This is a genomic window from Pseudoduganella sp. R-31 (assembly GCF_049913235.1).
Classification (GTDB): domain Bacteria; phylum Pseudomonadota; class Gammaproteobacteria; order Burkholderiales; family Burkholderiaceae_D; genus Rugamonas.
Genome location: NZ_CP183986.1, coordinates 2090294 through 2115810 on the forward strand (window position 1 = coordinate 2090294; position 25517 = coordinate 2115810).

General features: G+C 62.3%; 28 protein-coding genes. 14 read left to right on the plus strand and 14 right to left on the minus strand.

What is annotated here, in order from left to right:
- Positions 1–36: 36 nt before the first annotated feature.
- Positions 37–954 carry a tRNA glutamyl-Q(34) synthetase GluQRS gene (gluQRS, locus tag ACN9MY_RS09475; RefSeq protein WP_426170079.1) on the minus strand — a complete coding sequence of 306 codons (918 nt, stop codon included), beginning with the start codon at positions 952–954 and terminating at the stop codon, positions 37–39.
- Positions 955–1071: 117 nt separating this feature from the next.
- Here gluQRS and ACN9MY_RS09480 point away from each other — a divergent pair, with 117 nt between their 5' ends.
- The 3 genes from ACN9MY_RS09480 (at position 1072) to ACN9MY_RS09490 (ending at position 4908) form a co-directional block, all read left to right on the plus strand.
- Positions 1072–2712: a M28 family peptidase gene (locus tag ACN9MY_RS09480; RefSeq protein WP_426337203.1), complete on the plus strand. Its 1641-nt coding sequence runs from the start codon at positions 1072–1074 to the stop codon at positions 2710–2712.
- A 64-nt stretch (positions 2713–2776) separates the two neighbouring features.
- Positions 2777–3178 carry a hypothetical protein gene (locus tag ACN9MY_RS09485; RefSeq protein WP_426337204.1) on the plus strand — a complete coding sequence of 134 codons (402 nt, stop codon included), beginning with the start codon at positions 2777–2779 and terminating at the stop codon, positions 3176–3178.
- Positions 3179–3531: 353 nt separating this feature from the next.
- Positions 3532–4908, plus strand: a complete 1377-nt coding sequence (locus ACN9MY_RS09490) for a PLP-dependent aminotransferase family protein (RefSeq protein ID WP_426337631.1) — start codon at positions 3532–3534, stop codon at positions 4906–4908.
- Here ACN9MY_RS09490 and ACN9MY_RS09495 read toward each other — a convergent pair.
- Complete coding sequence (locus tag ACN9MY_RS09495; protein ID WP_426337205.1) at positions 4894–5643, minus strand: FCD domain-containing protein; 750 nt, start codon at positions 5641–5643, stop codon at positions 4894–4896. The two genes, ACN9MY_RS09490 and ACN9MY_RS09495, sit on opposite strands and share 15 nt — an antisense overlap.
- Before the next feature lie 81 nt (positions 5644–5724).
- Here ACN9MY_RS09495 and ACN9MY_RS09500 point away from each other — a divergent pair, with 81 nt between their 5' ends.
- Positions 5725–6540 (plus strand): DUF4019 domain-containing protein, encoded by an 816-nt coding sequence (locus ACN9MY_RS09500; protein WP_426337206.1) that lies wholly within the window; start codon positions 5725–5727, stop codon positions 6538–6540.
- A 10-nt stretch (positions 6541–6550) separates the two neighbouring features.
- Here the strand turns inward: ACN9MY_RS09500 and ACN9MY_RS09505 are convergent, their stop codons facing one another.
- The 7 genes from ACN9MY_RS09505 to ACN9MY_RS09535 are packed head-to-tail and all read right to left on the minus strand — an operon-like array spanning position 6551 to position 12800.
- The gene (locus ACN9MY_RS09505) at positions 6551–7195 is read right to left on the minus strand and encodes a hypothetical protein (protein ID WP_426337207.1); all 645 of its coding nucleotides are present in this window, start codon (positions 7193–7195) and stop codon (positions 6551–6553) included.
- Positions 7192–7896 carry a hypothetical protein gene (locus ACN9MY_RS09510; protein WP_426337208.1) on the minus strand — a complete coding sequence of 235 codons (705 nt, stop codon included), beginning with the start codon at positions 7894–7896 and terminating at the stop codon, positions 7192–7194. The genes ACN9MY_RS09505 and ACN9MY_RS09510 overlap by 4 nt, the downstream gene beginning before the upstream one ends.
- The gene (locus ACN9MY_RS09515) at positions 7883–8842 is read right to left on the minus strand and encodes an AraC family transcriptional regulator ligand-binding domain-containing protein (RefSeq protein ID WP_426170094.1); all 960 of its coding nucleotides are present in this window, start codon (positions 8840–8842) and stop codon (positions 7883–7885) included. The genes ACN9MY_RS09510 and ACN9MY_RS09515 overlap by 14 nt, the downstream gene beginning before the upstream one ends.
- 15 nt (positions 8843–8857) lie before the next feature.
- Positions 8858–9391 (minus strand): DUF2059 domain-containing protein, encoded by a 534-nt coding sequence (locus ACN9MY_RS09520; protein ID WP_426321971.1) that lies wholly within the window; start codon positions 9389–9391, stop codon positions 8858–8860.
- Between the two features lie 11 nt (positions 9392–9402).
- Positions 9403–11004: an OmpP1/FadL family transporter gene (locus tag ACN9MY_RS09525; RefSeq protein WP_426337209.1), complete on the minus strand. Its 1602-nt coding sequence runs from the start codon at positions 11002–11004 to the stop codon at positions 9403–9405.
- Between the two features lie 10 nt (positions 11005–11014).
- Positions 11015–12022: a transporter gene (locus ACN9MY_RS09530; protein ID WP_426170100.1), complete on the minus strand. Its 1008-nt coding sequence runs from the start codon at positions 12020–12022 to the stop codon at positions 11015–11017.
- 10 nt (positions 12023–12032) lie between these two features.
- Positions 12033–12800, minus strand: a complete 768-nt coding sequence (locus tag ACN9MY_RS09535; RefSeq protein ID WP_426170103.1) for a C39 family peptidase — start codon at positions 12798–12800, stop codon at positions 12033–12035.
- 450 nt (positions 12801–13250) lie between these two features.
- On the opposite strand from ACN9MY_RS09535, the gene ACN9MY_RS09540 reads away from it, so the two are divergent.
- The 4 genes from ACN9MY_RS09540 to ACN9MY_RS09555 are packed head-to-tail and all read left to right on the plus strand — an operon-like array spanning position 13251 to position 15949.
- Positions 13251–13763 carry a DUF6160 family protein gene (locus tag ACN9MY_RS09540; protein ID WP_090443139.1) on the plus strand — a complete coding sequence of 171 codons (513 nt, stop codon included), beginning with the start codon at positions 13251–13253 and terminating at the stop codon, positions 13761–13763.
- Positions 13764–13806: 43 nt separating this feature from the next.
- Positions 13807–14598, plus strand: a complete 792-nt coding sequence (locus tag ACN9MY_RS09545; protein ID WP_426321977.1) for a hypothetical protein — start codon at positions 13807–13809, stop codon at positions 14596–14598.
- Positions 14598–15491 (plus strand): hypothetical protein, encoded by an 894-nt coding sequence (locus ACN9MY_RS09550; RefSeq protein WP_426337210.1) that lies wholly within the window; start codon positions 14598–14600, stop codon positions 15489–15491. Before ACN9MY_RS09545 ends, ACN9MY_RS09550 begins: the two co-directional genes overlap by 1 nt.
- A complete protein-coding gene (locus tag ACN9MY_RS09555) occupies positions 15488–15949 on the plus strand; it encodes a hypothetical protein (protein ID WP_426337211.1) in 462 nt (153 codons plus the stop codon). Before ACN9MY_RS09550 ends, ACN9MY_RS09555 begins: the two co-directional genes overlap by 4 nt.
- Here ACN9MY_RS09555 and ACN9MY_RS09560 read toward each other — a convergent pair.
- The gene (locus ACN9MY_RS09560; RefSeq protein WP_426321983.1) at positions 15946–17124 is read right to left on the minus strand and encodes an MFS transporter; all 1179 of its coding nucleotides are present in this window, start codon (positions 17122–17124) and stop codon (positions 15946–15948) included. The two genes, ACN9MY_RS09555 and ACN9MY_RS09560, sit on opposite strands and share 4 nt — an antisense overlap.
- Before the next feature lie 55 nt (positions 17125–17179).
- Here ACN9MY_RS09560 and ACN9MY_RS09565 point away from each other — a divergent pair, with 55 nt between their 5' ends.
- The 3 genes from ACN9MY_RS09565 (at position 17180) to ACN9MY_RS09575 (ending at position 20468) form a co-directional block, all read left to right on the plus strand.
- Positions 17180–17893, plus strand: coding sequence for a substrate-binding periplasmic protein (locus tag ACN9MY_RS09565; RefSeq protein ID WP_426321985.1), 714 nt, complete (start codon positions 17180–17182; stop codon positions 17891–17893).
- 4 nt (positions 17894–17897) lie between these two features.
- The gene (locus ACN9MY_RS09570; RefSeq protein ID WP_426337212.1) at positions 17898–19394 is read left to right on the plus strand and encodes a dipeptidase; all 1497 of its coding nucleotides are present in this window, start codon (positions 17898–17900) and stop codon (positions 19392–19394) included.
- A gap of 132 nt (positions 19395–19526) precedes the next feature.
- Positions 19527–20468 (plus strand): TraB/GumN family protein, encoded by a 942-nt coding sequence (locus ACN9MY_RS09575; protein WP_426170122.1) that lies wholly within the window; start codon positions 19527–19529, stop codon positions 20466–20468.
- Here the strand turns inward: ACN9MY_RS09575 and ACN9MY_RS09580 are convergent.
- The 3 genes from ACN9MY_RS09580 to ACN9MY_RS09590 all read right to left on the minus strand — a co-directional run bounded on the left by ACN9MY_RS09580 (position 20465) and on the right by ACN9MY_RS09590 (position 23305).
- On the minus strand, positions 20465–20824 hold the full coding sequence (locus tag ACN9MY_RS09580) for a hypothetical protein (protein WP_426321991.1): 360 nt from the start codon (positions 20822–20824) through the stop codon (positions 20465–20467). The two genes, ACN9MY_RS09575 and ACN9MY_RS09580, sit on opposite strands and share 4 nt — an antisense overlap.
- Before the next feature lie 76 nt (positions 20825–20900).
- A complete protein-coding gene (locus ACN9MY_RS09585; RefSeq protein WP_426337213.1) occupies positions 20901–21299 on the minus strand; it encodes a VanZ family protein in 399 nt (132 codons plus the stop codon).
- 143 nt (positions 21300–21442) lie between these two features.
- Positions 21443–23305, minus strand: a complete 1863-nt coding sequence (locus tag ACN9MY_RS09590) for a methyl-accepting chemotaxis protein (RefSeq protein WP_426337214.1) — start codon at positions 23303–23305, stop codon at positions 21443–21445.
- A 190-nt stretch (positions 23306–23495) separates the two neighbouring features.
- On the opposite strand from ACN9MY_RS09590, the gene ACN9MY_RS09595 reads away from it, so the two are divergent.
- The 3 genes from ACN9MY_RS09595 to ACN9MY_RS09605 are packed head-to-tail and all read left to right on the plus strand — an operon-like array spanning position 23496 to position 24601.
- Positions 23496–23699, plus strand: coding sequence for a hypothetical protein (locus ACN9MY_RS09595; protein WP_426170131.1), 204 nt, complete (start codon positions 23496–23498; stop codon positions 23697–23699).
- A gap of 2 nt (positions 23700–23701) precedes the next feature.
- Positions 23702–24157, plus strand: a complete 456-nt coding sequence (locus ACN9MY_RS09600) for a hypothetical protein (RefSeq protein ID WP_426170133.1) — start codon at positions 23702–23704, stop codon at positions 24155–24157.
- A 6-nt stretch (positions 24158–24163) separates the two neighbouring features.
- Positions 24164–24601 (plus strand): hypothetical protein, encoded by a 438-nt coding sequence (locus ACN9MY_RS09605; protein WP_426170135.1) that lies wholly within the window; start codon positions 24164–24166, stop codon positions 24599–24601.
- Between the two features lie 135 nt (positions 24602–24736).
- On the opposite strand, the gene ACN9MY_RS09610 is transcribed toward ACN9MY_RS09605, so the two are convergent.
- Entirely contained in the window at positions 24737–25501 is a 765-nt protein-coding gene (locus tag ACN9MY_RS09610) for an SDR family NAD(P)-dependent oxidoreductase (RefSeq protein ID WP_426337215.1), read from the minus strand.
- Positions 25502–25517: the final 16 nt, after the last annotated feature.

Here is a 25517-nt window from a genome sequence, read left to right on the forward strand (position 1 = left end):
TTTCGCTTGGTGAGGCCAGTATGCGGCGGGCCCTGCTTATGGTCTGTGCGGCGTCTCACCGTGGGCTCGCAGCACTGCGTCCCAGGCCGGAACAGCCGCGCGCCAGAAGGCGTCGATATTGCCGGCCTTCACGTCGAGCCCGAGGAATCGCGCGGCAGGCAGCAATGCGCTGCCGAGCAGGCTTTCGGCCGGCGCACCGGTATCGAAGGCTTGCGCGCCGGTCTGCTTGGACAGCTTCTCGCCGTCGGCAGTAACCACTAGTGGCAAATGCAGGTAACGCGGCTGCGGCAAGCCAAGCAGCTGTTGCAGGAAAATCTGGCGCGGCGTCGAGTCAAGCAGGTCGGAGCCGCGCACGATGTCGGTGATGCCTTGCGCGCCATCGTCCACCACGACGGCAAGTTGATAGGCCCAGAAGCCGTCGGCGCGTCGTACCACGAAGTCGCCCACTTCAGCCGTGATGTCCTGGCTGATGTCGCCGGCGAATCGGTCGTGGAAGTGGATCACGCAGTGTGGTTCCTGCGGCGTGCGCAGGCGAAGCGCGCGCGCCGTGCGGCCGGGTGCCAGTCCGTTGCGGCAAGTGCCGGGATAGACCAGGTTGGGGTTGCCGGCTTGGCCCTGGCGCAGTTGGGAATCCGCGATTTCCTTGCGCGAGCAGCCACACGGATAGATGTTGTCGCCCAACTGGCGCAGCGCCGCTTCGTATAGACCCTCGCGTTGGGTTTGCCAGGTGACTTCGCCATCCCATTGCATGCCGCAGCGTTGCAGCGAAGCGAGGATGTGCTGGTCGGCGCCTTCCACGTTGCGGTCGCGGTCAACGTCTTCCACGCGCACCAGCCATTGGCCGCCGTGGACCCTGGCGTCGAGATAACTGGCCATGGCCGCCACCAGGGAACCAAGGTGCAGCGGTCCGGTCGGGGAGGGCGCAAAGCGGCCGATGTAAGGCTTTTGTTTCATACGGGCCGTAGCATACCACCCCGCATGCTGCGCTGCAGCTTGGCGCATGCGGCAAATCCGCTAGAATGCCCGCGCGGCCATCAGCCGCGCCCAATGGACAATCCACAAGACAAAGACATGACTAAATCCATCACCTTCGTAGCGTCCACCCTCGCGGCCAGCATTGCGCTGGCGCTGGCTCCGGCCCACGCAGCAGGCGTCAAAGGCGGCAAGGCAATGCAGCCGATTGTGCAAGAGGCGCCGCTGCGCGCCCATTTGGCGTTCCTTTCCAGCGACCTGCTGGAAGGCCGCGGCACCGGCCAGCGCGGCGGCGACCTGACCGTCGCTTACCTGGAAAACCAGGCCCTGGCCGTGGGCCTGAAGCCGGTTGACGGCGTCACCTACCGCCAGCTGGTGAAGATCGCCGGCGTGAAGACCGATGCGGCGGCTTCCAACCTGCGACTGGAAGTGAATGGCGTGGCGCTGCCTGCCAGCTTCGGCAAGGATTGGGTCTATGCTCCGGGCGATGCGAAGGCTGCGCACAGCTTCAATGCCGACCTGGTGTTCGTCGGCTACGGCATCACCGCTTCGGAGGAGGGCTGGGACGACTACAAGGGCCAGGACGTGAAGGGCAAGGTCATCGTCATGATGGTCAACGACCCGATGCCAACGGCCGAAGCGCCGAACCGCTTCGGCGGCAAGGCCCTGACTTACTACGGCCGCTGGACCTATAAATTCGAAGAAGCCAAGCGCAAGGGCGCGATCGGCGCGCTGCTGATCCACACCGATGCTTCGGCTTCGTATGGCTACAGCGTGGTGAAAAACAGCTGGGACGGCGTGGAACGTTTCCAGCTTGCGCAAGGCACGCCGGGCACCGAGTTGCAAGGCTGGATAACCAACGATACTGCGCTGGCGTTGTTCAAGGCTGCAGGCCTGGACCTGGACCAGTTGCGTGCGGCCGCTGAACGTAAGGACTTCCAGCCGGTGGCGCTGAAAGCCAGGCTGGTGGGCGACATGAAGGCTGAAGTGCGCAATGTCGAACAGTTCAATGTGGCGGGCGTGGTACCGGGCACCGATCCGAAACTGAAGGATGAAGTGGTGATCTACTCGGCTCATTGGGACCACCTGGGCAAGCAGGGCACGAGCGGTGACACCATCTACAACGGTGCAGTCGACAATGCCTCCGGCAGTGCGGCCTTGCTGGCGATGGCGCAGGAGGCGGTGAAGTCGCCTGCCAAGCGTAGCCAGATGTTCCTGTGGGTGGCGGCGGAAGAGCAGGGCTTGCTCGGTAGCGCAGCGTATGCTGAATCGCCACTGTGGCCGTTGGCGAAAACGGCTGCGAACCTGAACCTCGATTCCCTGAACTGGATCGGCACTACGCGCGATATCGGCACCGCTGGGAGTGAGCGCACGGACTTGGGCAAGATGGCGGAAGCCGCCGCCAAGGGCATGAAAATGGTGATCGCGAAAGAGAAGCCGGACCTGGCGGGCGGTTACTTCCGTTCCGACCACTTCAGCTTTGCCAAGGCGGGTGTGCCGGCATTCTCCATCACCTCGGGCAGCGATTACCTGGGCGACAAGGAGAAGGCGGAGCAGATGCGTGCAGCGTACCGCAAGAGCTATCATCAGGTCAGCGACGAATATGATCCTAACTGGTCGATGGCTGGCATGACGCAGATGGCGCAGTTCACCCTGAACCTGGGGCGTATCGTGGCCGATGCGCCGAAGATGCCGGAGTGGAAAGCTGGCGACGCTTTCGGCAAAGCGCGCGCCAAATAGGAAGATTTAATCAAGACCTCACCTGAGGGTGTCTGTCAGGTGAGGTAAACGAAAAGGAACAGTTTTGAGCGACGCCGTATCTTACTGGGCCCCGATATGCGGGCTGGTTGCACAGCTTCGTTGCTGGATTCGCGTTGCATCGACATCCGGCCTCTCAACCGAAGAGGGGGATTGGGGGCAACTTCTGACGATACCTGTAGATGGCTACCTTGAAGGGCCAAATGGGCCATATCCCTTCCGCGATGTTCAATGGATCGAGTTATCAACGAATCGCATCAAAAGCGGCATGGCAGGCCATCCACTTCAATTCGTTGATATTAAAGACCAGATTCTTGAGCAGTTGCTGAACACGCGAGTCACATGGGAAATTCGTGAGTCCATATGGTCGGTACCGCGAATTTTTGAAGATCAGCCAGTGCAGGTTGTTCGAATCGTGAACCCAGTTAGCCCTGCGATGGCGCCGTGACGGGCCAAGAGCGGGTATTCGGTAGAATTCCAACTTAGTAGCTCGCTGCCGAGATCGGTCGGCACAGGCGTGCTTCGGGGCTGCGGGCGCCTACGGCGCGCCGATTTCTCTATTTCTCCTTCTCTTTCTCCCCCTTCTCTTTATCGTGATGCCATTTGATGGCGAAGAACATGCCCGTGCCGAACACGAGAACCTTGAACGTAACTAAGACAACTGGAATCCATTCCATCTTTTTTGCGTATTTGCGAATGCTGATCAGAGAGGAGAGAGTGCCAGCGATTGCTGCACGACCTGAGGCATACTACCCAAAAGCAATTTCCATACATTGAGACAAAATGTCCCAGTTGAAATCCATGCAAGATGAAAATTCGCCGATCTGGATGCCGCGCTTGGCTGTGCATGGCGGGCCGCGTTTTTTACAGATCGCGGATGCGTTGCAGGCAGCGGTAGAAGGCGGTTCGCTGAAACCGGGAGACCGCCTGCCTCCGCAGCGCCAATTGGCAGCACAGCTGGACGTCGACCTGACGACGATCACGCGCGCATACGACGAAGCCAGGCGCCGCCACTTGTTGGAGGGCCGCGGCGCTCGAGGCACCTATGTCGCGGCGCCGAAAGTTGAATTGGACTCCATCCTCGACCTGAGCATGAATACCCCGCCGCCGCCGGATGGCGTGGACTTTGACGACATGTTGAAACAGGGTTTGTCGCAAGTATTGATGAGGGCAGATAGTGAATTGCTGATGACTTACCACTTGGCCGGGGGAAGCAACTCCGACCGCAAGGCTGGAGCCAAGTGGCTCGAACCGATGTTTGGACATCCGGATGCACGACAGCTAGTTGTCTGCCCGGGGGCGCAAGCGGCGATCGCCGCATTGATCCTTGCGCTGACGGAGCCTGGCGACGTTATCCTGGCAGAGCCAATGAGTTATCCCGGCTTGCGTGCCGCCGCGGCCCAATTCGGCCGGCGCATCATTGCGGTGGAAGCGGACAAGCACGGGATGGTGCCTGGGATGCTTGAGGAGGCGTGCCGCCAGCACAAGCCTGGGCTGGTGTACCTCAATCCGACTTTACAGAACCCGACCGCCGTCACTATTCCGGAACGCCGGCGCAAGGAGCTCGCCACCATCGCGAAGCGCTGCAATGTGCGCATCGTCGAGGACGATCCCTACTGGCTCCTTGCAGATAGCCCGCCACCGCCTATTGCCACATTTGCACCGGAACAGGTGTACTACATCTCAACCCTGTCGAAATGCCTGACGCCCGGCTTGCGTGTCGCCTTCGTGCTAATACGCGACCCGCACGAACGCGAACGTTTCCTGGTCGCGCTTAGATCATTTGCGCTGATGGTCGCTCCTCTGACGGCGGCACTGGCCACTCAGTGGATACTTTCCGGTTCGGCAGACGGATTGCTGGAAGGTGTGAGCAAGGAGGCGCGCCTGCGCCACTTGATGGCTCGGGATCTCCTGGCCGGGCGGTACAGCGGCGCAGGGGATGGCCTGCATGTATGGTTCGAGTTGCCGGCGTACTGGAACCCCTCGCAGCTTGTGCGTGCAGCCGAGAGCGAGGGCATTGCAGTCACGCCTGCAGAGGCATTTGCAATCGGCACCGGCTCTGTGAATGCAATCCGGATCTGTTTGGGTAGCATCAAGGATCGCGGGCGCTTGCAGGCCGGTCTTCAAAAGCTGTCGCACCTGCTTGCACGGCGGCCCGAAGTCTTACGCGCCGGCTGACAGCCGCCGCGTTGCCGCACTGCGGCGTTCTTCGTTCTTCAGGGTTTCGCGCATGGTCTGCTTGACGAAATCCAGGTGGTGGTGGGCAGCGTGTTCCGCCATATCCATCCTTCGTTCCCGTACCGCTTCCCAGATCGCGCGGTGCTGCACCTGAAGCTGCGCCCACAGTTCCGGGCGAGCCGTCAGGTATTCCAGGTTGCTCTGCACGTGGCCTTCCATCACCTTGTGTAGGCTGGAGCTCAAATGCCCGATCAGCACATTGTGCGAGGCCTCTGCAATCGCCTGGTGGAATTCCACGTCGGTCTTGATGCATTGCTCGAGGTCCTGCGTCGCCAACGCTCGCTCCAGTGACTCATGACATGCGCGGATGCGTTCGAAATCCTCTTCCGTTCCGCGCTCCGCCGCCAGTTGCGCGGCCTGGCCTTCCAGCATGTAGCGGAATTCGAGCATGTCGCCGTGGATATCCGGATGGTCTTTCAGCATCTGCTGCCACGGGTCGGTGAATGCCGCTTGCATCGAGTCGGTCACGAAAGTTCCGCCGCCGTGGCGCGTGATCAGCAGCCCCTTGGCCACCAGCGATTGCAGGGCGCCGCGCAGGGAGGGACGCGACACGCCCAGTTCCACTGCCAGTTCGCGCTCGGGCGGTAGGCGGTCGCCAGGCTTCAGCGAACCTTCGAGGATACGGGTTTCCAGTTCAGTGGCGACGACATCGGACAGGCGTGGGGCGGATGGCATGGCGGCTCGCAGCTTAATGGTCAGACGGCCGGATGCTACCACAATTGACCTTTTGTCGCGCCGTGCTCTATATTGCAATGCATGATTGATCTCCTGATACTCCTGGCCGCAGCTGCGGCGACGCCCGACAGTATTGGCTACCCCAGCGCCGCCGCAGCATTGGATGCCTTGAAAGCACGCGGCGACGTGGCGATCACGGAGGAGGGCGGCTGGACTGTCGCAGACGATAAAGCGAGCCATACGTTGTGGTCCTTCACCCGGGCCGGGCATCCTGCCCATCCTGCGGCAGTCCGGCGCACGGTGGTTGTGGAAAATGGCCAGGCATCGATCAGGATGAATGCGCTATGCCAGGCAAAGCGCGAAGCCTGTGACAGCATGCTGGAGGAATTCCGCCGCATGAACGCGGCGCTTCAGCAGTCCCTGGCGCCACCAAAGACCGTGAGTGCAACGCCAGCGTGGCAACCGACCGCCTCCCAGAAAACCCGCGTCGAGGCGCTGAGCAAGGCTTACTTTACGGAGAAGGATGCGGCGCGCTATGCCGAGGCATGGGCGCGCCTTGGCGCCGGCTTGCGGCAGCAGTGGACGTTTGAGGAATGGCGCGATGCCATGGCGGCGAGCGCTGCACGGGCAGGCAGTGTGCAACAGCGTGACCTGAAGAAAGTGACGATCTATCGCAGCTCGCAAAGCGGCGCGCCTGGCACCTATGCAGCGGTGGATTTCACGGGCCGTTTCACCAATGCCGAGACCTACTGCGGCTACCTGGTCTGGAGCGAGCAGGCGGACGGCAGTTTCCTGCTGATGCGGGAAGAAGAGAACTATATCTACAACGAAACCGCGGCGCGGCTGACGGCCGAACAACGGTCGAAAATGAAGGGTGTGTTTCGCTGCGTGGAGTGATAACTTTCCTTTACCTGGCCGCTTGCGCACGCAGCGCTTCCAGCGTGCGCGGGAGGCTGCGCTTGCTCATCATCTCGACGATCCAGCCGAAGCCGTAGGGCACCGGTCCCGGATCGGCATAGACATGATATTCAACCAGCGTCTTGGCGCTTTCGCCGGGGATCGGCGTGAATAGCCAGTAGCCGGCGGTGTCGGCAATGGTGTCTGCTGGCGCCAGGCCGGTCGGCACCAGCTGCCATGCGAGTTTGCATTGGGTGGTGTCGGGCTGCTGTTGCTGCTCCAGTCGCAGGCGGTACCTCTTTTGCTGTCCCAGTGGCAGGTCGAGTGTCATGTCGACCAGGACGTAGCCGTCTCCTTCGCCAACCGGCAGCGCGCTCTTTGTATTGGGCATGTAAGAGGAATAGGCGGCGTAGTCTTGCACCATCGCGCACAGGCGCGGGACGGGAGCTGCAACCAGCGTCCAGGCAGTGAAGGCTTTGCCGGGCAGGCCAGGACTTGGCGCCTCAGCCACATGGACAGTATTGCCCGACAGGGCGGACACCGCAGGTGCCAGAGGCTCTGCGCCTGTTGCCGCCATCGCGGGCAGGGCGACAGCCAGGGCCAGCCAAGGCGCGCGATGCAGGCGCTTTGCGACGGGGCGGACGGCGCGGTTCATCGCTTGAGCGCCATCGTGATGACGGTACCGGTCAGGTCGATGCCCCTGATCGAGATGCTGCCGAAGCTCGGTCCACTGCCCGCGGCGCCATGCACGCGGATGTTGTTGAAATTGATTTCTCCGATCGTGGTCGGAAGGTTCAGCGACAAGGAGCCGTCGGGATTCACGGTGGTCGCCGCGCGGTTCGGCGCGTACACCACGTTATTCACGCTGACATCGGAGTCAATCATGCCAAGCACCGGATTCACCAGCTTGGCCAGGTCTCCGCTCACTTCCACGCCGTTACGTTTCAACTGATCGCGTACCTGGCGCACCAGGTCTTCATCAAGCCCTTGGGCTGTCACGGCGTCGAGTTCACTTTCCGCCAGTGCCGCAAACGAGCCCTCGCGGGGCACGATTGCAGCCGGGGCGCTGATGGTGACGGGGGCTGTAGCCAGCGTTTCGGCGGCATACGCCTCCAGTGGAGCGAAAATCGCCCCGATCAGCGCCGCCGCCATGCGCACGCGGCGCTGCTTGCGCAGGATGTCCTGCACATGCTGGTGCGTGACAAGCTCCCACTCGGCGAAAATTTCGCCGAGCCGCTGGCCGGTTTGCCGCTGATGTTCGATCGCGCTCTGAAGCTGTTCTTCGGTGACCAGCTTGTGCTTGACCAGCAATTGGCCAAACAGTTGCGCAGGATGCTCCGGTTTATACCATGCCATGTTTTTCTCCGTGATTGGCCAGGTCGGAAGGCGTCATGCCGAACCAGCGCTTGCAGGCCCTGTAGAATGCGCTCGGTTCGGAAAAGCCCAGTTGGAAGCTGAGCATCTTCAGCGACAGTTCGCCAGCTTCAAGCGATTGCCGCGCCAGCGCGCGCCGGGTGTCGTCGACCACATTGGAAAAGCTGGTGCCTTCCTCGGCCAGGCGGCGCTGCAAGGTGCGCTCGCTCATGGCCAGCAAGCCGGCGACGGCGTCGCGATGCGGCGGCCCTTTCGGCAGCAGCGAGGCGAGGATCTCTTGCACACGGGCTGTGAATGCAGGCGGCTGCGCTTCGGCCAGTTGGGCCAGGATAGGCTTGGGGCCGGGCAGCGGCATGCCGCCGTTGGGCAGCGCCGCCACCATGTCCGCGTCGGAAAACTCCATCACATTGTGCGGCCGGTTGAAATACACCGGGCAGCCGAAGGTATTTTCGAAGAATGCCGAATTGGCCGGTTCCGGGAAGGCGTATTCCACCTTCACCGGCACGGCGTCGTCGCGGCCGGAGGCACAGCGCAGGGTGCGCAGCAGCACGCACCAGACGAAGTCGTAGCGCTGGCGCGGCACCACGCGCTGCAGGCCGGGCAGCAGGATACCGACGCGCGTATGGCCGTGACAGCGCTCGATCGTGCTTTGCACGGTCGGCGACAACAGCATGATGTGCCCCATCACGCCCAGCCAGCCCAGGCGATGCGGGGTAGAGACTTTCAGGCCGATCAGCGGATCGCCCGAATGTTCAACCACCAGCTCCCACAGGTGGCTGAGTTTATCCGACAGCGTCAGCGCGTCGCAGGCCAGGCCATCGCCTTCATTCAGGCCAGCTTGCTCGAACAGCGCTTCCGCTTCAACGCCGGAATGGGAAAGGCGCGATTTCACACCGCGCACCAGGTGAAGAGCCGAGGAATAGCTCATGGCCTGTTCTCCCGGTCAGGGCGACACCGCACTACGAAGGCGCATGCCGATGCGCTGCTGCAGTTCCTGCAGCTTGGGATCCATCACGGCACGCGTATCGGCGGCAACCCCTTCGCCCAGCTTCTTCTGCAGCTCGGGCACCATGCCTTCGAACTTTTTCTTCACCGGCGATTCGAGAATGGTGATGATCTGGCGCAGTTCCTCCTCCGTGAAGCGTTCGGCCAGCATCGGGGCCACCGTGGTGCCGACCAGTTTCTGCGCGCTGGCCTGCGCCAGCGGCTTGTTCTCGTCCATGAACTGGCGGGCATCGGCCACGATCTCCTTCAGCGCGGCATCGCGCTTTTCCGGCGATACGCGGCCCTGCAGCACGGCGCGCGCCTGCTGCACCGCATCGCCTACCGGCGCCTGCAGCATCGATTCCCCGATGGTTTCCGGGTGCCAGAGCTGCAGCACGCGGTTGACCAGCTCCTGTTTCGCGGCCGGTACCGGCGCCGCATGCACCGTGCCCCCGATGGCCAGGGCGGCGATCATTGTCGCGAGTTTTTTCATCTCAAACGCTCCTAGAAATGTTCAACAAGACTGAATCCGGTGTACCGGACCTTGATATCGCCAGCCACGTCCTGGCCGGCATATGGGTTGTAAATGATGTTGAGGAATTTGCTGCTGTTCATGTTGTCCGACGATTCGGCCGGCGCATTGAACTTGCCCGTCATGTAGGAGGCGGCCAGGTTCAGCTCATACTTCTTGCTGAGACGCCAGTTCAGGCCCACGCTATACAGCTTGGTATCCGGCAGCGGCGCGATCAGGTCGATCTTGTTGGCCGGGACCGAGGTCTTGCGCGGTTCGTAGCCCAGGCGCAGCGCCACGCCTTCGAACGGGAACAACTGCAGGCCGTAGCCCATATTCAGCACGCTCTTGTAGCCGCGCGGGATCTTCAGCTTGGTCGAATCCGGAACGCCGTACAGGCGCGCCACTTCCAGCAGCTTGATGCTCTGGTCGAATTCGAACACCAGCTGGTTCCAGTCGCTCCAGCGCGCGTAGCTGGCGTCCACGTTCAGCTGCACGTAGCGCACCGGCTTGAATTTGACGCCGACCTGCAGGTGCGCAGGGAAGGGGATGCTGGCCGACATGTAGCCGTGCTGGACTTCCGGGATCGACTGCGGCAGGCCGAGGATGGCGCCTGCCACGGGGCCGAACAGGCTGGAATTGAGGCCTTTAACGAAATTGCGCAGCATCGGCTCGGTCTCGAAGGTGTAATGCCCGGTATAGCGGGTCTTCGAGCCGCCCTGGTAGACCGCGCCCAGCGCGAACCACGGCTGCGGTTCCCACAGCACGCCCAGGTTCAGCGTCGGGTCGACCGGCGAGGTCATTTCCAGCCGCATCGCCGCAGCCTTCTTGAACGGATTGACCATGCCGGCCTTGCCGCCGCCGCACAGGCCGAAGCCGAAGGTGTCGATGATGTTGCCGCCTTCTTCCGGGCACCAGCCTTCCTGCAGCTTGCCGAAGATGCCCAGCAACTGGTTGGGGAAGCGCATATGCGTATCGACCACGAAGGCCGAGTGCGCGATCGGCACGGCGGCGCCGAAGCGCAGCGTGTCCGAATACTTGTAGCCGACGGCTGGCGAGGCCCACACCAGCCTTTGCAACTGGATCTGGCGCCCGTCGAAGCGGCCCGGGTCTTCCGGGTCCTTGGTGCGGTCAAGGCTGATCGCCTGCGCCATGTAGGAATTGGTGGCGAAAGTCCACGGCGAGCCCGGATTATTCCAGGCGAAGCCGAAAGTCGGCACCACCACCCCGGGCAAGCGCCAGCCCGGCATGCCGTAAGTCGGCACATACATCGCTTGCCGCATCGGCCCGGTGTGGGTGCCGCTGAGCGGATCGTCCTTCCATCCGCCGATATCGAAGCCGGCCGGCGCCGAGAAGCCGGCGCGGGCGCGGATCGAGGCGCCGAACGCCGTGTGCTGCATGCTGTCGCCCTGCAGGCGCGCCAGTCCTGCAGGATTGAAGTGCACCGAGTCGATGCCGGGCGGGTCTGCCGTCACGGCGTTCCCGAGCGACATGGCCACCACGCTGGTGGTCAGGTTTTCCACCAGCGCGGCATGCGCGGGCAGAACGTGGGCAAGCGCTGCGGCACATGCCGCCAGGCGGAGCGGGGCTCGCATTGCTGCCTCGTCAGAATGCCAGCGGCAGGTTCAGGCCCACCGAGAAGTTAGGCGAGTCGCTGGTCAGGCCGATGCCAACCGACATATTGACGGTGTTCTTCGGCGACATGCGGTAGCCCATGCCGAAGTTCAGGATGGCCGAGGTTTGCGTATTGGTGCGCACGTTCAGGCCGTCGGCAAAACGCAACTTCGCGCCCTGCGAGATCGCGCCCTGGAAGGACATCGTTGTAGAAATGCCATACGACAGGGCATAGGCGAAGCCCATGCCGAAGCCGAACTGTGTGCCCGGCGCCACACGCGTCAGCACGCGGGTGCCGTTGGCCTGGTGCAGGCCGGTAGCCTGGCTGCTGGCGGTCAGCGACAGGGAGCCGAACAGCGCCACCGGATCGACGATGCGGTTGACGTTCATGCCCAGCGACAGCGAAGCGACACCGCTGCCGGTTGCTTCGCCGCTGCCGGCGATGATCTTGAACGGGCTGCGCCCGGTGGGCAGGCGCAGGTTGCTGGTGGCGGTGAAGTTGGCGCGGTCGCGCCGTGCTTCCCACGGCTGGTAGCGGGCGCCGATGGCGATGTCGCCCAGCGAGAATGAGGTGTTGTTGCCGTTGCGCGACTCGGCGAACTTGCCGATCACGGGCAGGGTCACGTTGGCGGTCAGGTTGTCCCACACGCCGTAGTCGACCGACAAGGTGTTGGTGACCACGTGGGCCGATACGTTCTCGATTTCGAACAGGGTCAGGCCGTCGGCCGCGATGTCGGTGACGATTTTTTCCTGGCCGATGTAGGTGTAGTTCAGGTCATAGGTGTATTGCGATTTGCCTTTGCGGATCAGGGAATACTGCTTATCGACTGCGGTAAGGGTTTCCTTCAGCAGGGCGCTCTGGTCGCCTTCGCCTTCCTTCTTCGCCAGCGCGTCGCGTGCGGCGGCGGTGGTGTTGGCTGCCGTGCTTTCCTGCGCGCCGGCGGTCGAATGCACCAGCAGGGCGGTGGCAAGCATGAATGGCAGGTACTGATATTTCATTCGCGTTTCCTTATTGACGGTGCATCCAGGTGCGGGCCGGGCCGGAGTTGACGGCACGTTCCAGCAGTTGCGTGGTGTTGTTGAAGGGATCGAGCTGGCCATGGTTGGTGACGCGGTCCATGTCGACCACGCCCAGTTCCTGGTCATTCAGCGCCAGTTGTGCCGGCGCTTTCTGTCCGGCCGGCGCGGACAGGATGAATAGGGTGTTCTTGTCCCACAGCGTGGCAAATTCCTCTACCGAGAAGGCCAGGTTGCCGGCGGAGGGATCGGCGATGAAGACCACGCCATTGCGAATGCCGCGCAAGACCACGAAGTGCTTGGCGCCGGCATAGTCGATCGGCACGATGGCCGGTTCTTCCAGCGTCAGCAGGTCTTTTACTTCGGCCTTGTAGCCGGCGGCGGGCACGTTGAGCGAAGCGGCGTAGCGCTTCATGTCCAGCAGCGAAAAGCCGCGGCGCTCGATGATCTTTTCCTTCTCGCCCTTTTCCAGCATGCCTTCCATGGCTTGCTGCTCGGTGACGTCGAGGCCGAGGTGGAACTTGAGGATGGTGACCAGGGCCGCCGAACCGCAGCTGTAGTCATAGGCCTGGCGCACGATGTGGCGGTACTTGAGTTCGGAGAACGGCTCCATGCTCACGGCCTGCGAATAGCTGCCGCCGCCCAGCATGGTTTGCGGCATCTCGTACTGGCCTTTGGGACGCTCCTGCACCTCGTGGCGGGAGAGGGCGGCGGAACCGCCAATCAGGGCGGCCAGGACCCCCATCAACAGCATCAGCATGGCAGCTCCCGATCGTTGGGGTAAGCGCTGCCCTTGCGCGTCGCGCGCGCGTCGAATCCTGCTCCCATGGCGTCTCCAATGTAATTTGGACGAACGTTCGTCCTTGCTCTTTTGTTATTTATTTACGCACGTTTCGTGGCTTGCACGATGCATAAAAATTAGATGCACACCTCTACTTCGCACCCGAAAACTTATGCTAAAGCGAGCAACATGCGCACAACAGCGCTCTTCCTCTGTGTGGCTCCCCAGGACAATTGTTTGGCCTGTGCGGTCAGTGTGAAACGCTAGACCCTGTGCGGCGGCGCCACCTATCATAAATTTAATTAATATTCGAACAATATTAAGACGGCGCTTCGCCAACCCGGGCTTACCAGGCCAGGGGCCGGCAAGGAGGCGCAACAGGTGCAGCAAGCAAACCAAATTATTCTTATTCGAACGGAGATCAACGATATGAAACGCATTACCACCGCTGTAGCAATCGCCCTGTCCACCCTGGCCCTGTCCGCATCCGCAATGACCCCGATCAAAGACGCAGAACTGAGCGCAGTTACCGGCCAGGACGGCGTGTCGATCGGCGCCAACCTGAACGTCAAAGTCGAATCCTTCGTCTACACCGACACCGACGCTCTGGATGCCAACGGCCTGGGCGGCGGTTCGGTGAGCTTCAACGGCATCAAGGTCAATGGCCTGATCGCTGCCACCATCGACATCCTGTCGCGTAACTCCTTCCTGCAGGCTGCCGGCGCTGCCGGCGTGACCAACCCAGGCACCTTCTACAACCCGGCAACCGGCGGCGACGTGGTGCAGATCGCGATCCCGGCCGACGTGCAAGTGGCAGCAGGCAAACTGCTGAACATCTCCGTTGACGCAATCAAGATGGGCGGCAGCAATGCTTCCTACGGTTCGATGGCCATGAACCAGCTCGACCTGCGCGGCACCCAAGTGTGGATCTGGGCACACTGATCGCAATAGCGGCCGTGGGAGCGGCCGCTTTGCGAAGTTCCTGATGATGGAATCCCGTCTCTTTGCGGCCGCCCTCGCGGCCGCCTTTTTCTGCGCACCGGCTTCTGCGCAACTGCGGCCCATGAGCGACGACGACCTGTCGCGCGCGCGCGGGCAGGGCTTGCTGGCAGTGAGCAACAGCACGCTTGGCGGCTTCGATTTCACGCGCATCGCGCTGGACGCGGACGTGGAAATGAATGCGAGCTTGCGTAACATTCGCCTTGGCGATTACCGCTTTCCTTCGCGTGAGGGGACGGGCGCCGATATCGACATGCCGGCCCTGCAGTTCGGGCAGAACGGCAGCAAGGTTTCGATCACCAATCCGTATTTCGAAGTCGTGTACCGCAACACGGGCGATGCCAATGCGCCACGCGAAGTAGTGGGCATGCGCATGGGCTTCGACAGCATAAAGGGCGACGTGGGCCTGAAGGTGAACGGCCTTTCCGGTTCGCTGCTGGTCAGCGGCGTGGACGCGAACGGCCAGCCGGCTACAATCGATTCGCATACCGATGCCGGCGGCGGCAAGCGCTGGGATGGCGCCAGCTCCCTGGCCGGCGTGCGCGCAGGCGACGCTTCGGGGCCGAGCCGCGATTTCTGGATTTCCGTGCTGAAGTCGGGCGTGCAGTTCCAGGCGCCGAGCGGCACCACGCAGATGCCTGATGCCGCGCAGTCGGGCGTCTGGCTCAATTGGCGCGACAAGCTGGTGTCGCTCACCAACCTGCCCGCGGCGCAAGTCCCGGCGCCCGTGGCCCCAGCAGTGACGCTGGCTGCGCCAACCGTGTCGGCGGGGCGCTGATGCAGCGTGCACGCCGCTCCTTGCTGGCTGCAGCCCCCGCGGCCGCTGCCAGGGCCGCGCTTGTGTGCTGGGCGCTGGCGCCTGCGCTGGTGCTGGCTGACGGCCTGCGCCCGCTGAACGACAGCGCGCTGTCGGACGTGCGGGGACGCGATGGCGTCAGCTTCGACCTGAACGGCTTTTCCATGAACGGCGACCTGCGCGTGACCTATACTCGTCCGGACGGCGCCAGCATCTGGGCCGGCAACCCCAGCGCATCGCGCAGCGACAGTGCGATCCCGTTCTCCGATCCCTACCGCTTCGACATCATGCGCAGCACCAACGGCCTGGCCGACGTCGCGCAATTCTCCTTGCCGCAAAATGCCAACGGCGAACAGAAATGGCAGCTTGCCTTCGACTTTGGCGTGAATGCCGACGGCATCGACCGCGATGGCGGTTCCATCGTAGTAAGCGACCTGGCCTTGTATGGCGGCGGCTGGCAATTCTCCACGCCACGCACGCAGGACGGCCTTGCCCTTGGCGTAGCGATGCGCATGGACATCGGACAGTGGGCGTTGCGCCCGAACGGCCGCGCCAATACGGTGGGCCAGATGGCGCTGGATAACATCCGCATCGGCGCCACCGACGAAAACGGCAACTTCACCGGCCAGCCCTGGATGATTGCCGACGTTGCGCGCCAGCCCGCGCTGGTCAATGCGCTGGCCGACGAGAACGGCCCGCGCCTGCACATCGGCATCGGCGCGCCGGATGCGCAGTACGGCACCGGCCAGGCAGCCAGCGGGGGCATTGAAATCGGCAAGATCAGCTTCACGTCGCCCAGCGGCAACGTGGACCTGGGTTCTTCGCGCATCGGCAATATCCAGATCAACTACCTCGATATCAAATTCCGCCAATGACGAGACTTGCCACGCTATTGCTGCTGGTCCCGGCCTTGCTGCAGGCCGCCCCCTCCCGGCCGCTCGACGACAGCGAGCTTTCCGGCGTCAGCGCCCGCGACGGCATCAGCTTTGCCGCCCATGTGGTAGTGAACGATCCGACCCTGGTTGGCGCCGTGACCGACAGCCGCCTGTCGCTGGGCTTCCACGATGGCGGCCAGCCGCGCTACATCGTGCTGCGCAATGTGCGCGGCACGGTCGACATGTTTGCCATCGGCCTGAACGTACAAGCCCGCCCCGACGGCAGCGGCGATTACATCGCCATCACGCTGCCGTCGCAAATGCGCTACACAAACTTCGGCTTCGAATCAATGAGCGTGCAGAACGACCCCAACGCCGCCGTCACCGGCAACCTTGGCAGCGTCAATATCAACGGCAACCTGCAGATGCAGGGCGAGTTCCGCATGTGGGCGCATTAATCGCGGCGCTCGGTCGCGAACAGCAGTAGCGCCAGCAAGGGAAACAGCAGCCCCGCCACCAGCACGCCGTTCCAGCCGTAGCGGGCCCAGGTCCAGCCGCCAAGCCACGAGCCGAAGGCTCCGCCGGCGAAGAATATCGAGATATACAGGCCATTCAGGCGGCTGCGCATTTCCGCGCCCAGTGCGAAGATGGCGCGCTGGCCGACGACCAGGTTGCCCGAAGCGCCCATGTCCAGCACGATCCCGCACAATACCAGCAGCACCAGCGTGAACTCTCGGCCGCCATGCAGCAGGAGCGGCGCGCCAAAAGCTGCCGCAGCGGCCAGCAGCGCCATCAGGGTGGTCGAGCGGCTCTTGCCCTGGTCGGCGCGCCGGCCGGCGATCGGCGAGGCGATCGCACCTGCCACGCCAAGCAGCGCAAAGATTGCGATGCCGGTTTGCGAAAGGTTGAAGGCGGGGCTGGCCAGCACCAGCGGCACCGTGGTCCAGAACAGGCTGAAGGCGGCGAACATGCAGGCCTGGTAGGCCGCGCGCCGGCGCAGCACAGGCGTGGTGCGCAGCAGCGTCCACATGGAGGCTAGCAATCCGCCGTAGCGGTAGCCGCCCTCCGGCCGGCGCTGCGGCAAGCGTAGTTGCAGCACCACGGCCAGCACCGCGATGGCAGCAGTGGAGATGAAGAAGATTGCATGCCAACCCAGCGCGTCGGTCACCAGGCTTGATACCGGCCGCGCCAGCATGATCCCCAGCAGCAGCCCGCTCATTACCGTGCCCACCGTCTGGCCACGATGTTCCGGCGCCGACAGGTGGGCGGCAAACGGCACCAGAACCTGCGCTGCCGCCGAACATAGCCCGATGAAGAAGGCCGCCGCGAGGAAGGTCGCGGCATTGCCCGCCATCGCTGCGCCGAGCAGCGCCAGCGAGGTTGCGCCCAGCAGCGTCACGGTCAGGCGGCGGTTTTCCAGCAGGTCGCCCAGGGGCACGATGAAAGCCAGGCCCAGGCAGTAGCCGATCTGCGTCAGCGTGACGATCAGGCCCGCCGCGCCGGGTTCGATCCCGGTGGCGCGGCTGATCGGGCCCACCAGCGGCTGGGCGTAATACAGGTTGGCGACTATCAGTCCGCTGGCGACAGCCAGCAGCAGGATCATGGCTGGGGTGATGTGGTGCTCTTGTTTCATGGCGCAGGAGGATAGCACCGAAACAAAAAGCCTGCTGGTGGGTTAATATTTCCAAATGAAAGCCATTTCCGCCATCGTGTTCTCCCTGCTGACCGCTGCTTCGGCGCGCGCCGAAAAAGTGGTCATGCTGGTCGATACCGGCACTGAAATGCCGATGGCGGATATCCGCGGCGGCGAAGTCGTTGGCGGCATCCACAAGGATCTGGCAGAAGCGCTGGCGCAAAAAATGGGCCGCACGGCGGTGACGCTGGCGATGCCGCGCAAGCGCATCTCGATGGCGCTCGAATCGGGGCAGGGCGACGTTCTGTGCATGTACCTGCCCGAATGGCTGCAGGGGCGCTTCGGCTGGACGCAAGCCTTCATGCCGCAGACTGAAACAGTCATTACCTCGCGGACTGTGGCGCAGCCGCAAAGCCTGCTTGAACTGTGGGGCCAGCCGATCGGCACGGTGCTTGGTTTCCAGTATCCCGAAATGGAAAAGGCGATGGGGACCGGCTTCGTGCGCGCCGACGCGCACTCCAACCTGGCCAACCTGCGCAAGCTGGCAGCCGGCCGCCTGCGCCACGTCGCCACCATCAAATCGTTCTACGATTACCAGCTGCACAGGGGCGAGAAGGTCAACGTCCATGAACCGCTGGCAGTGCGCAGCTACTATACGCGCTGCGCCGTGTCGGAAAAGGGCCGCGTGGCCCTGGCCGAGGTCGACGCCGCCATCACCCAGCTGGTGCGCGAAGGCGCCATCAACAAAATCCTGTCCAACTACCAATAGCACAATGATCAAGAGACTCGCACTAGCCACCACGCTGGCCTTTGCCACCGCCCATGCCGCAACGCCTCTCAGCAGCGACGCCACGGCCGCCGCGCGCCATGCCCGCCAGGCTTACGGGGAAAAAGTGATCGACAGCCTGGCCAATATGGTCAGCTTCAATACCGTGGCAGACGACAAGGTACCGTTCGAGAAGAACCCCCAGCACATCGGCTTCAAGCGCTTCATCAAGGAAGAAGCCCGGCACCTTGGACTCGATTTCGCCGACCATGGCTACATCATGGTGATCGGCCTGGGCGAAGGCAAGGAGCGGGTTGGCGTGATCACCCACGGCGATGTGCAGCCGGTCGACCCGAGCAAGTGGAAGCAGTCGCCATTCAAGCTTGATCGCACCAGCGAACCAGGCTTGCTGCTGGGACGCGGCACCGAGGATGACAAAGGCCCGATCGCCACCGCCATGTATGCGATGAAGGCGATCAAGGACCGCAATGTGCCCTTGAAAAAACGCATCGAACTGTATATCTACATGGCCGAGGAGTCGGACTGGGCGCAGCTGGAAGCCTTCCTCAAGACCCATACGCCGCCGCAGACCAACATCACCATCGACGCCGAATATCCAGCGGTGACGGCCGAAAAGGGTTGGGGCGCCGTGCGCGTGACCTTGCCGGACATGGCGCCGGCGCCGGGCAGCGGGGCGCTGGTGACAAGCTTTACCGGCGGTTTCTTCGACAGCCAGATCCCGGAAGATGCGCGCGCCGTGATCGACAATGCCGATGCGGCGCTGGAGACGGCGATCCGCACCCGCGCCGCGCAGCAGAAAGGCATGCGCTACCAGTACGCGTGGCAGGGAACGCGACTGACCGTCACCGCCAAGGGCCTGGCCGCCCATTCTTCCAAGCCGGAGGACGGCGTGAACGCCATCGCCATGCTGGCCGATGCGCTGGACGTGCAGCACTGGGGCGCCAGCCAGGCCGGCATGATGGTCGATTTCGTCAACGACATGATCGGCACCGGCCTGAAAGGTGAGAAGTTTGGCAAGATTGCCTACAGCGATGACTTCATGGGGCCGATGACGGTAGCGCCGACCACGTTGAAGGCAAGCGACAAGGGACTGGTCCTGGGCATCAACCTGCGTCGCCCGCGCGGAAAAACAACAGCCCAGCTGACGGCGGAAATCAATGAGGCCTTTGACGCCTGGAAGGCGGAAAACCAGCCGCGCGCGACCCTGGCCGCGCAGATCGGCGAGCCGTGGGTGCAGGACAAGGCGCCGCAGTTGCCAACCCTGATGAAGGTGTTCTCGCACTACACCGGCATCAAGGATCCCCAGCCGATCGCCATTGGCGGCGGCACCAACTCGCGCCTGTTCCCGCGTGCAGTGAGCTTCGGCCCAACCATGCCGGGCAAAGTCTATACCGGCCACTCGGAGCATGAGTTCATAACGGAAAAGCAATTACTTCTCAACCTGGAAATGTACACCGCAGTCCTGGTCGAACTGGCGAAGTAAATGTCGACATTGTTGGCGAAACGAGTATTGCTTTACGGCAGCAAATGACCTTACCATGGGCAACAAGGCTTTCGCACCGGAAGCCTTCAGCCCATGCCTGGCTGCGCTACAGGCATCCCATGAAAAGATGCCATGTTCCGCAAGCTTGTCTTCCTGACTGCATTGTCATTTTCCCTGTCGGCACACACCATGGATATGAGTATCCCGCCGGCGAATTCCGCCGCGCCCGCGGATGCCATCCAGGTCAACGACGTGCCGCGCCGCGGCACGCTGTACCGCGTGCATCACGAAGGCAAAACCTCTTACCTCTTCGGCACCATCCACGTGGGCAAGCAGGACTTCTTCCCTTTAGAGCCTGAAGTCACCGAAGCGCTGGCCAAGTCCAGTTCGCTGGTGCTCGAGCTCGACGTGCGCGCCAGCGGCCCTTATTATCGCGCGCTGGAACGGCATGGCCAGTACCCGGCCGGGCAAACCATTCGCGACCACTTGTCGCCCGCCGCCCTGGCCAGGCTGCAGGTCGCGCTGGACAAGGTCAAGCTGCCGCTGTCCAGCGTCGAGCATTACCGCCCATGGGTGGTGGCGAATATCCTGGTAGGACAGGAAATCGAAAAGGGCGGCTTCAACCGCGGCCTGGGCGTGGAAGGCTATTTGCTGAGCAACGCCACGCGGCAAAAGAAGCCATTGCAGGAACTGGAAACTGCCGATTACCAGCTTGGCCTGTTCGGCTCACTGAGCGATGCGCAGCAGGAAGCCTACCTGCTGGAGAACATCGCCGATATCGACAGCGGGGCAGCGCTGCGTAAATCGGCAGGCCTGGTGGACGCATGGGGCGCGGCCGATGCTTCACGCATCGCGGCGCTGACGCGGGAGTTGACCACGGGCGACACGGTGTCCGCCCGCTTCATGGACCGCACCTTGCTGGGCAAGCGCAATCCGGAAATGGCAGCCAATATTGAAGCGATCATGCGCAAAGGCGATGCCTTCATCGGCATCGGCCTGTTGCACCTGGTTGGCGACAAAGGCGTGCCGGCCTTGCTGCGCCAGCACGGCTACCAGGTCGAAAAGGTCTACTAATATTTCGGGCTGGTGCTCAGCGAACCGTTCGCATAGCGGACGTTGTCGCCCACGCGATAGCTGGGCATGCTGTCCACATTCACGGTCTCGATGGAGCCGTCAGCCTTTTTCACGGTGACGCGGTAACCGCTGCCGCTGCCGGCCGCTGCTGCGCCAACCGCGCCGCCTGCCGACATCGAACCTGCCGGGTCGATCGACTGCACCACGCCATCCCAGTTGCCGGCAAGCGGGCTTCCTTCCGAAGCGCTGGCCGTCGAGGTGCTGGTGTCCTGATCCATGCTGGCGGTTTTCTTGCTGCTGTCATGGGCGCAGCCCGCCAGGGCCAGGCTCACCAGCATGATTACGGAAAGTTTCATACATCCTCCATAAGAAGCCCACGTAAGGTCTGCGCGCCGGGGAAGTGTACGCCGTTCCGTCAACGGCCGACGCACGTCAAGCGGCGGGGCGCTTGCGCAAGCTCCACAAGGCCCACATCAGCGTCGCGGCGATGATGGCAGCCGACATGTCGACCAGCCAGTCATCCACCGAGCCGTGGCGGTAGGGGAAGAAGGATTGAACGAATTCATCGATGGCGCCCATGACGGCGATGCCGAACACCGCCTTCAGCGCGCGCTGCGCCGGCTCGCCCTTGCAGCCTGTGAACAGCATGAAAGCCAGTACCGAATAGCCGAAGCTGTGCAGCACCAGGCCGCTGGCATATTCCGCCGCTTCGGCACGGGCGCCGGGAATCGATCCGATGATGCAGTTAAGTGTGAAGAGGGTGATGGCGCCCCAGAAACGCAAGCGTGCGTGGGCGTCGCTGAGGAACAGCAGGGTCAGGAATTTTTGCATGGGTGGGAAGATACCACGGAAGCGGTTGCGCCGGCACAAGGCCGGCGCACCTTCTGGCGCCACGCATATCGATTGCGTGTGCAGCAGATGTGTCCATTATAGGGATTGGCTGTGACAGCACCATGACATAAATCAATCTTCGTTCAAACTTTGAAGAAAGCCACAGCGTCGAGCAGGATGTCGGCCTGGCCCGCCAGTTCTTCCGCAGTGGCCGCAAGCTGTTCGGCGGCGGCGGCATTGCGCTGGGTGGTTTCGCTGAGCTGGTTGATCGCTTCGCTGATCTGGCTGGCGCCGCTGCTTTGTTCGCGCGAAGCCGCGTTGATCTCTTGCACCAGCTCGGAAGTCTTGCGTATGCCGGGCACGATTTCCTTCAGCAGCTTGCCGGCAAGGTTGGCCACGGCCACGCTGTCCTGCGCCACGCCGCTGATCTCCTGCGCAGCGGCCTGGCTGCGCTCGGCCAGCTTGCGCACTTCCGCTGCCACCACGGCAAAGCCTCGTCCATGTTCGCCCGCGCGGGCGGCCTCGATGGCGGCATTCAGCGCCAGCAGGTTGGTCTGGTAGGCGATATCGTCGACGATTGCGATTTCCCTGGTGATCTGCTGCATCGCCGTCGCGGTGCGCGCCACGGCGTCGCCGCCTTCATCCGCGTAGCCGGCCACGCGTGCCGCCATCTCGTCCGTCACGCGCGAGTTCTCATGGTTCTGGAAAATCGACGCGCTCATTTCTTCGATTGAAGCGCCGGTCTGTTCCACGCTGGCTGCCTGCTCGGTGGAACTGGTGCTCAGGGCTTGCGCAGTGGCGCTGGCCTGTGCTGCCGCGTTGGCCAGCGTATCAGCCGACTGGCGCACGCTGGTCACGGTGGCGTGCAGGCGCTGGGCCATGTCCTGCACCATATAGGCCAGGCTGCGGCGGTCGTCCCGACGCAACTGCATGCGCTGCGTCAGGTCGCCCTGTGCGACTTGCTGCAGTACCTGGCATACCTCCGATGGCTCGCCGCCGATCTGGTAAATCAGGTGGTGGCTGATCGCGTAGCCGACCAGGATCGCCAGCGTGGCAATGGCGATGATGCCGCCGGTGAGCAATTGGCGTGTCTTGTTTTGCTCATGCAAACGCTGTTCGATGTGGGCCGACAGCAGGGCGAAGGCGGTATCGTTTGCGCTGAATTGCTGGTCGATGGCGCGCGTGGTGGCGGCGATGTAATCCGGCGCGGCGTAGTCCAGCGTATCGGCCATGACGATGCGGGTGCGCGCCAGTTCCGTCACTTCGGCGGCGGCAGCGGCGGCGGCGGTGACCGGAATGTCCAGCTTCTGCTTCAGAACAGGATTGGCGGCATAAGCCTTGCCCATGGTGCGCTGCATGCCGGCGCTGGAATGGCGCGCCTTGCTGAGCAGGCTGTACATGATGGCGCGGCCTTCGATGTCGATCTTGCGGGTGGCCAGGAAGCCGGCGCCGCGGGCACGCATCTGTCCCAGGTCTTCGGCCACGCGCGGCAGGTCGAAATACGTGGCGCGCATCAGGTAGTAGGAGTCGGCGTCGGGATCGAGCGAGAGGCCGGACTGGTCGGCCAGCTGTTCGATGAAGAGCAGGGTGAATTCGCACAGGGCGGTATGGCGCTGGTAGCTCTCCACCGTGGCCAGGCTGCGCGTGCTGACATCGCGCGCCAGGGCACTCCACTCGTCGCGGATGCGGGCGAACATTTTGCGGTCCTGGCCATCGCCCTCGGCCAGCATGGACGACATGCCGAGCAGCAGGCGGTTGACTTCGGCCTCTTTGGCGCTGCGTTCACTGGCGAGCTGGCCGGCACCGACGAAGGCTGCCGACAGGCCACGGTGCTGCTGGATGCTTTGCAGCAGGTCGAGCGCCTGGGCGCCCGGTTTGAGGCCGGTCTGCTCGACGGCGGAAAAGTGGAGGCTGCGGCTGTTTTCCGATAAGAACAAATAGAACGGTGGCGCGACCAGCAACACGGCAATGATGCCCAGCACTGCAAAGCGTTGCCATAGTTTCATCCTATCCAGCAGGGTGGCCACCGCGTTCTCCCAGGATTGGCAGGTCTGATCAGTGTAGCCGGGAATCGCTGGGCCCGATACCGCGGCATGCCGTGCCGATTCTCGCTGCTATAATTCCGTGCGGAAAAATTGCAGTTTATTTAACTCTGGAATCGTCAGCGCAGAATCCATCCATTCGCGAGACTTGAAAATGAAGAAAAGTACTATAGTCGTTGGGCTCCTGCTGGCAGCAGGCCTGGCACAAAGCGCCTTTGCCGCTGCCAAGGCGCCGCTGCTCAAGCGCAGCGCCGTCATGCAATGTGCAGACCGCAAGATTGAATTGAAGGGCGATTGCTTCAAGCAAGATGAGATCGCCGGCTTGTCCTGCACCAGGCAGCGCCTGAGCAAAGTCTGAATATGAAATCCTTGTTGAAGGCATCGCTTTCGATGATCGCGTTTTGCTGCATGGCGCAGGCAAAAGCAGCAGATGTTTATTCTCCTTACGGCTTGCATTGCCCGGCCGTCTCCACGCCATCTGATGAAGATATCAGCAAGGTTACAGGAAGTCTCGATCAGCGCTACCGTGCAGCCTGGGGGAAAGAGCGGAAGCCTGGCCAGCCGATTCCTACCAAGGCTATCGATCCCAGGTTAATGGAAGAGATTGCAGCAATCTCGGCGTGCGGCGCACTCATGGATCAACCCTCCTGCTCACAGTATTACGACCCTGAGTTTGGCGGGAAGGTTAGCGTCTTGATGGACCTGAGCGCTAAAGCTCCGGTCCGCAGGCAATTTGACGAAGCAATTGCGGCGCTGCCATCTGTCGAGGCGAGGAAGGCAGCCCTGCACTGCATCAAACTAGTTGGAAGGAAATAAGTTCGCATGAAGCCTGCATTTTTAACGGCACTGAGCCTTCTTTTGTCTTGCGCGGCGGCACCAGCGATCGCGGGTGAGGCTTACGCGCCGTTTGGCCTGCGTTGTGTCGCCGCAGCGACGAACGCAGACTCTACAAAAGTTGCGGAAAGCCTCAGCCTGCGCTTTTCGAAAGTCTGGGGAAAAGACTGGCTGACGAAGCCAACGCCGCCCGGCCAGATTGATCCGAAGGTCATGGAAGAAGTTGTCGCCATTTCGGCATGCGCAGCAATCGTCGATTGCCCGAATTACTTTAACCGCGAAATCGGTGGCGACCTGACGGTGTTTACCGACATTGGAACCAAAGTGCCATTGCGCAGGCAATTTGATGCAGCGGTGGCCGCGCTCCCTGCGTCGGAAGGCAAGACCGCGCTGCAAAGTTGCATGAAGCTCGAAGCCAAAAAATAAAAAAAAGCCCGCTGGTTAAAGCGGGCTTAAACTATTTTCTTGGAGGAGAATAGTGGAGACATGTGCAATTATGGTGCGCCGCCACATATTAGTCCAATTTTCGTTTTCGATAATCGTTATTCAGATTTCGTATAACTAATCTTTTACTGGTACAACGTAGTTCAGCGCCATGCGGCCACCATCAACGAAAAGCGTCTGTCCGGTCATATAGCTGGCATCGTCGCTAGCGAGGAAAGCGCATATCGAAGCGACCTCTTCCGGCTCACCGCAACGCCCCAAAGGAGTGCGCGACAAAATGGTGCGTTTTGCTTCCGGGCTGGCCAGGACCGCCTGTTTTGCCAGTTCGGTCAGGATGGTGCCGGGGCCGATGCCGTTGACACGGATGCCATAAGGCGCCAGGTTCAGCGACATGACCTTGGTCAACTGGTTCACGCCGCCTTTGGACACCACGTAAGGCACCTGGTCCGGGATTGCCAGTTCCGAGTTCACACTTGACATATTGATAATGCAGCCGCTCTGCTGCTTGACCATTTCGCGTGCCACTGCCTGGCCGCACAGGAACATGGATTTCAGGTTAATGCCAAGCACGCGGTCGAAATCGGCTTCTGCCAGGTCGAGGAAGCTGCATTTGTGGGTCACGCCGGCGTTATTGACCAGGATGTCGATGCGGCCGAAAGCAGCCAGGGTGGCAGCGACCAGCGCGTCCACGTCGGCTTTCTGACTGACGTCAGCGGTGAAGAAGCGGGCCTGGTCGCCCAGGGCTTCGGCAGCCTGGGCTCCTTCCGGCTTGATGTCCACCAGCATGACCTTGGCCCCTTCGGAAATGAGGCGCTGGGCGCAGGCCAGGCCGATGCCCTGGGTTGCGCCGGTGACGATGGCTACTTTATTCGTTAATTTCATAGTGCTTCCGCGGTTC

Coding starts and splice junctions, on each gene's coding strand:
- ACN9MY_RS09570 (WP_426337212.1), top strand. CDS start 17,898: ATGATCAAGAGACTCGCACTAGCCACCACGCTGGCCTTTGCCACCGCC.
- ACN9MY_RS09585 (WP_426337213.1), bottom strand. CDS start 21,299: ATGCAAAAATTCCTGACCCTGCTGTTCCTCAGCGACGCCCACGCACGC.
- ACN9MY_RS09530 (WP_426170100.1), bottom strand. CDS start 12,022: ATGAAATATCAGTACCTGCCATTCATGCTTGCCACCGCCCTGCTGGTG.
- ACN9MY_RS09600 (WP_426170133.1), top strand. CDS start 23,702: ATGAAATCCTTGTTGAAGGCATCGCTTTCGATGATCGCGTTTTGCTGC.
- ACN9MY_RS09560 (WP_426321983.1), bottom strand. CDS start 17,124: ATGAAACAAGAGCACCACATCACCCCAGCCATGATCCTGCTGCTGGCT.
- ACN9MY_RS09610 (WP_426337215.1), bottom strand. CDS start 25,501: ATGAAATTAACGAATAAAGTAGCCATCGTCACCGGCGCAACCCAGGGC.
- ACN9MY_RS09550 (WP_426337210.1), top strand. CDS start 14,598: ATGCAGCGTGCACGCCGCTCCTTGCTGGCTGCAGCCCCCGCGGCCGCT.
- ACN9MY_RS09510 (WP_426337208.1), bottom strand. CDS start 7,896: ATGGCATGGTATAAACCGGAGCATCCTGCGCAACTGTTTGGCCAATTG.
- ACN9MY_RS09555 (WP_426337211.1), top strand. CDS start 15,488: ATGACGAGACTTGCCACGCTATTGCTGCTGGTCCCGGCCTTGCTGCAG.
- ACN9MY_RS09565 (WP_426321985.1), top strand. CDS start 17,180: ATGAAAGCCATTTCCGCCATCGTGTTCTCCCTGCTGACCGCTGCTTCG.
- ACN9MY_RS09525 (WP_426337209.1), bottom strand. CDS start 11,004: ATGCGAGCCCCGCTCCGCCTGGCGGCATGTGCCGCAGCGCTTGCCCAC.
- ACN9MY_RS09590 (WP_426337214.1), bottom strand. CDS start 23,305: ATGAAACTATGGCAACGCTTTGCAGTGCTGGGCATCATTGCCGTGTTG.
- ACN9MY_RS09540 (WP_090443139.1), top strand. CDS start 13,251: ATGAAACGCATTACCACCGCTGTAGCAATCGCCCTGTCCACCCTGGCC.
- ACN9MY_RS09520 (WP_426321971.1), bottom strand. CDS start 9,391: ATGAAAAAACTCGCGACAATGATCGCCGCCCTGGCCATCGGGGGCACG.
- gluQRS (WP_426170079.1), bottom strand. CDS start 954: ATGAAACAAAAGCCTTACATCGGCCGCTTTGCGCCCTCCCCGACCGGA.
- ACN9MY_RS09595 (WP_426170131.1), top strand. CDS start 23,496: ATGAAGAAAAGTACTATAGTCGTTGGGCTCCTGCTGGCAGCAGGCCTG.
- ACN9MY_RS09515 (WP_426170094.1), bottom strand. CDS start 8,842: ATGAGCTATTCCTCGGCTCTTCACCTGGTGCGCGGTGTGAAATCGCGC.
- ACN9MY_RS09505 (WP_426337207.1), bottom strand. CDS start 7,195: ATGAACCGCGCCGTCCGCCCCGTCGCAAAGCGCCTGCATCGCGCGCCT.
- ACN9MY_RS09480 (WP_426337203.1), top strand. CDS start 1,072: ATGACTAAATCCATCACCTTCGTAGCGTCCACCCTCGCGGCCAGCATT.
- ACN9MY_RS09490 (WP_426337631.1), top strand. CDS start 3,532: ATGCAAGATGAAAATTCGCCGATCTGGATGCCGCGCTTGGCTGTGCAT.
- ACN9MY_RS09575 (WP_426170122.1), top strand. CDS start 19,527: ATGTTCCGCAAGCTTGTCTTCCTGACTGCATTGTCATTTTCCCTGTCG.
- ACN9MY_RS09580 (WP_426321991.1), bottom strand. CDS start 20,824: ATGAAACTTTCCGTAATCATGCTGGTGAGCCTGGCCCTGGCGGGCTGC.
- ACN9MY_RS09495 (WP_426337205.1), bottom strand. CDS start 5,643: ATGCCATCCGCCCCACGCCTGTCCGATGTCGTCGCCACTGAACTGGAA.
- ACN9MY_RS09535 (WP_426170103.1), bottom strand. CDS start 12,800: ATGCTGATGCTGTTGATGGGGGTCCTGGCCGCCCTGATTGGCGGTTCC.
- ACN9MY_RS09500 (WP_426337206.1), top strand. CDS start 5,725: ATGATTGATCTCCTGATACTCCTGGCCGCAGCTGCGGCGACGCCCGAC.
- ACN9MY_RS09545 (WP_426321977.1), top strand. CDS start 13,807: ATGATGGAATCCCGTCTCTTTGCGGCCGCCCTCGCGGCCGCCTTTTTC.
- ACN9MY_RS09605 (WP_426170135.1), top strand. CDS start 24,164: ATGAAGCCTGCATTTTTAACGGCACTGAGCCTTCTTTTGTCTTGCGCG.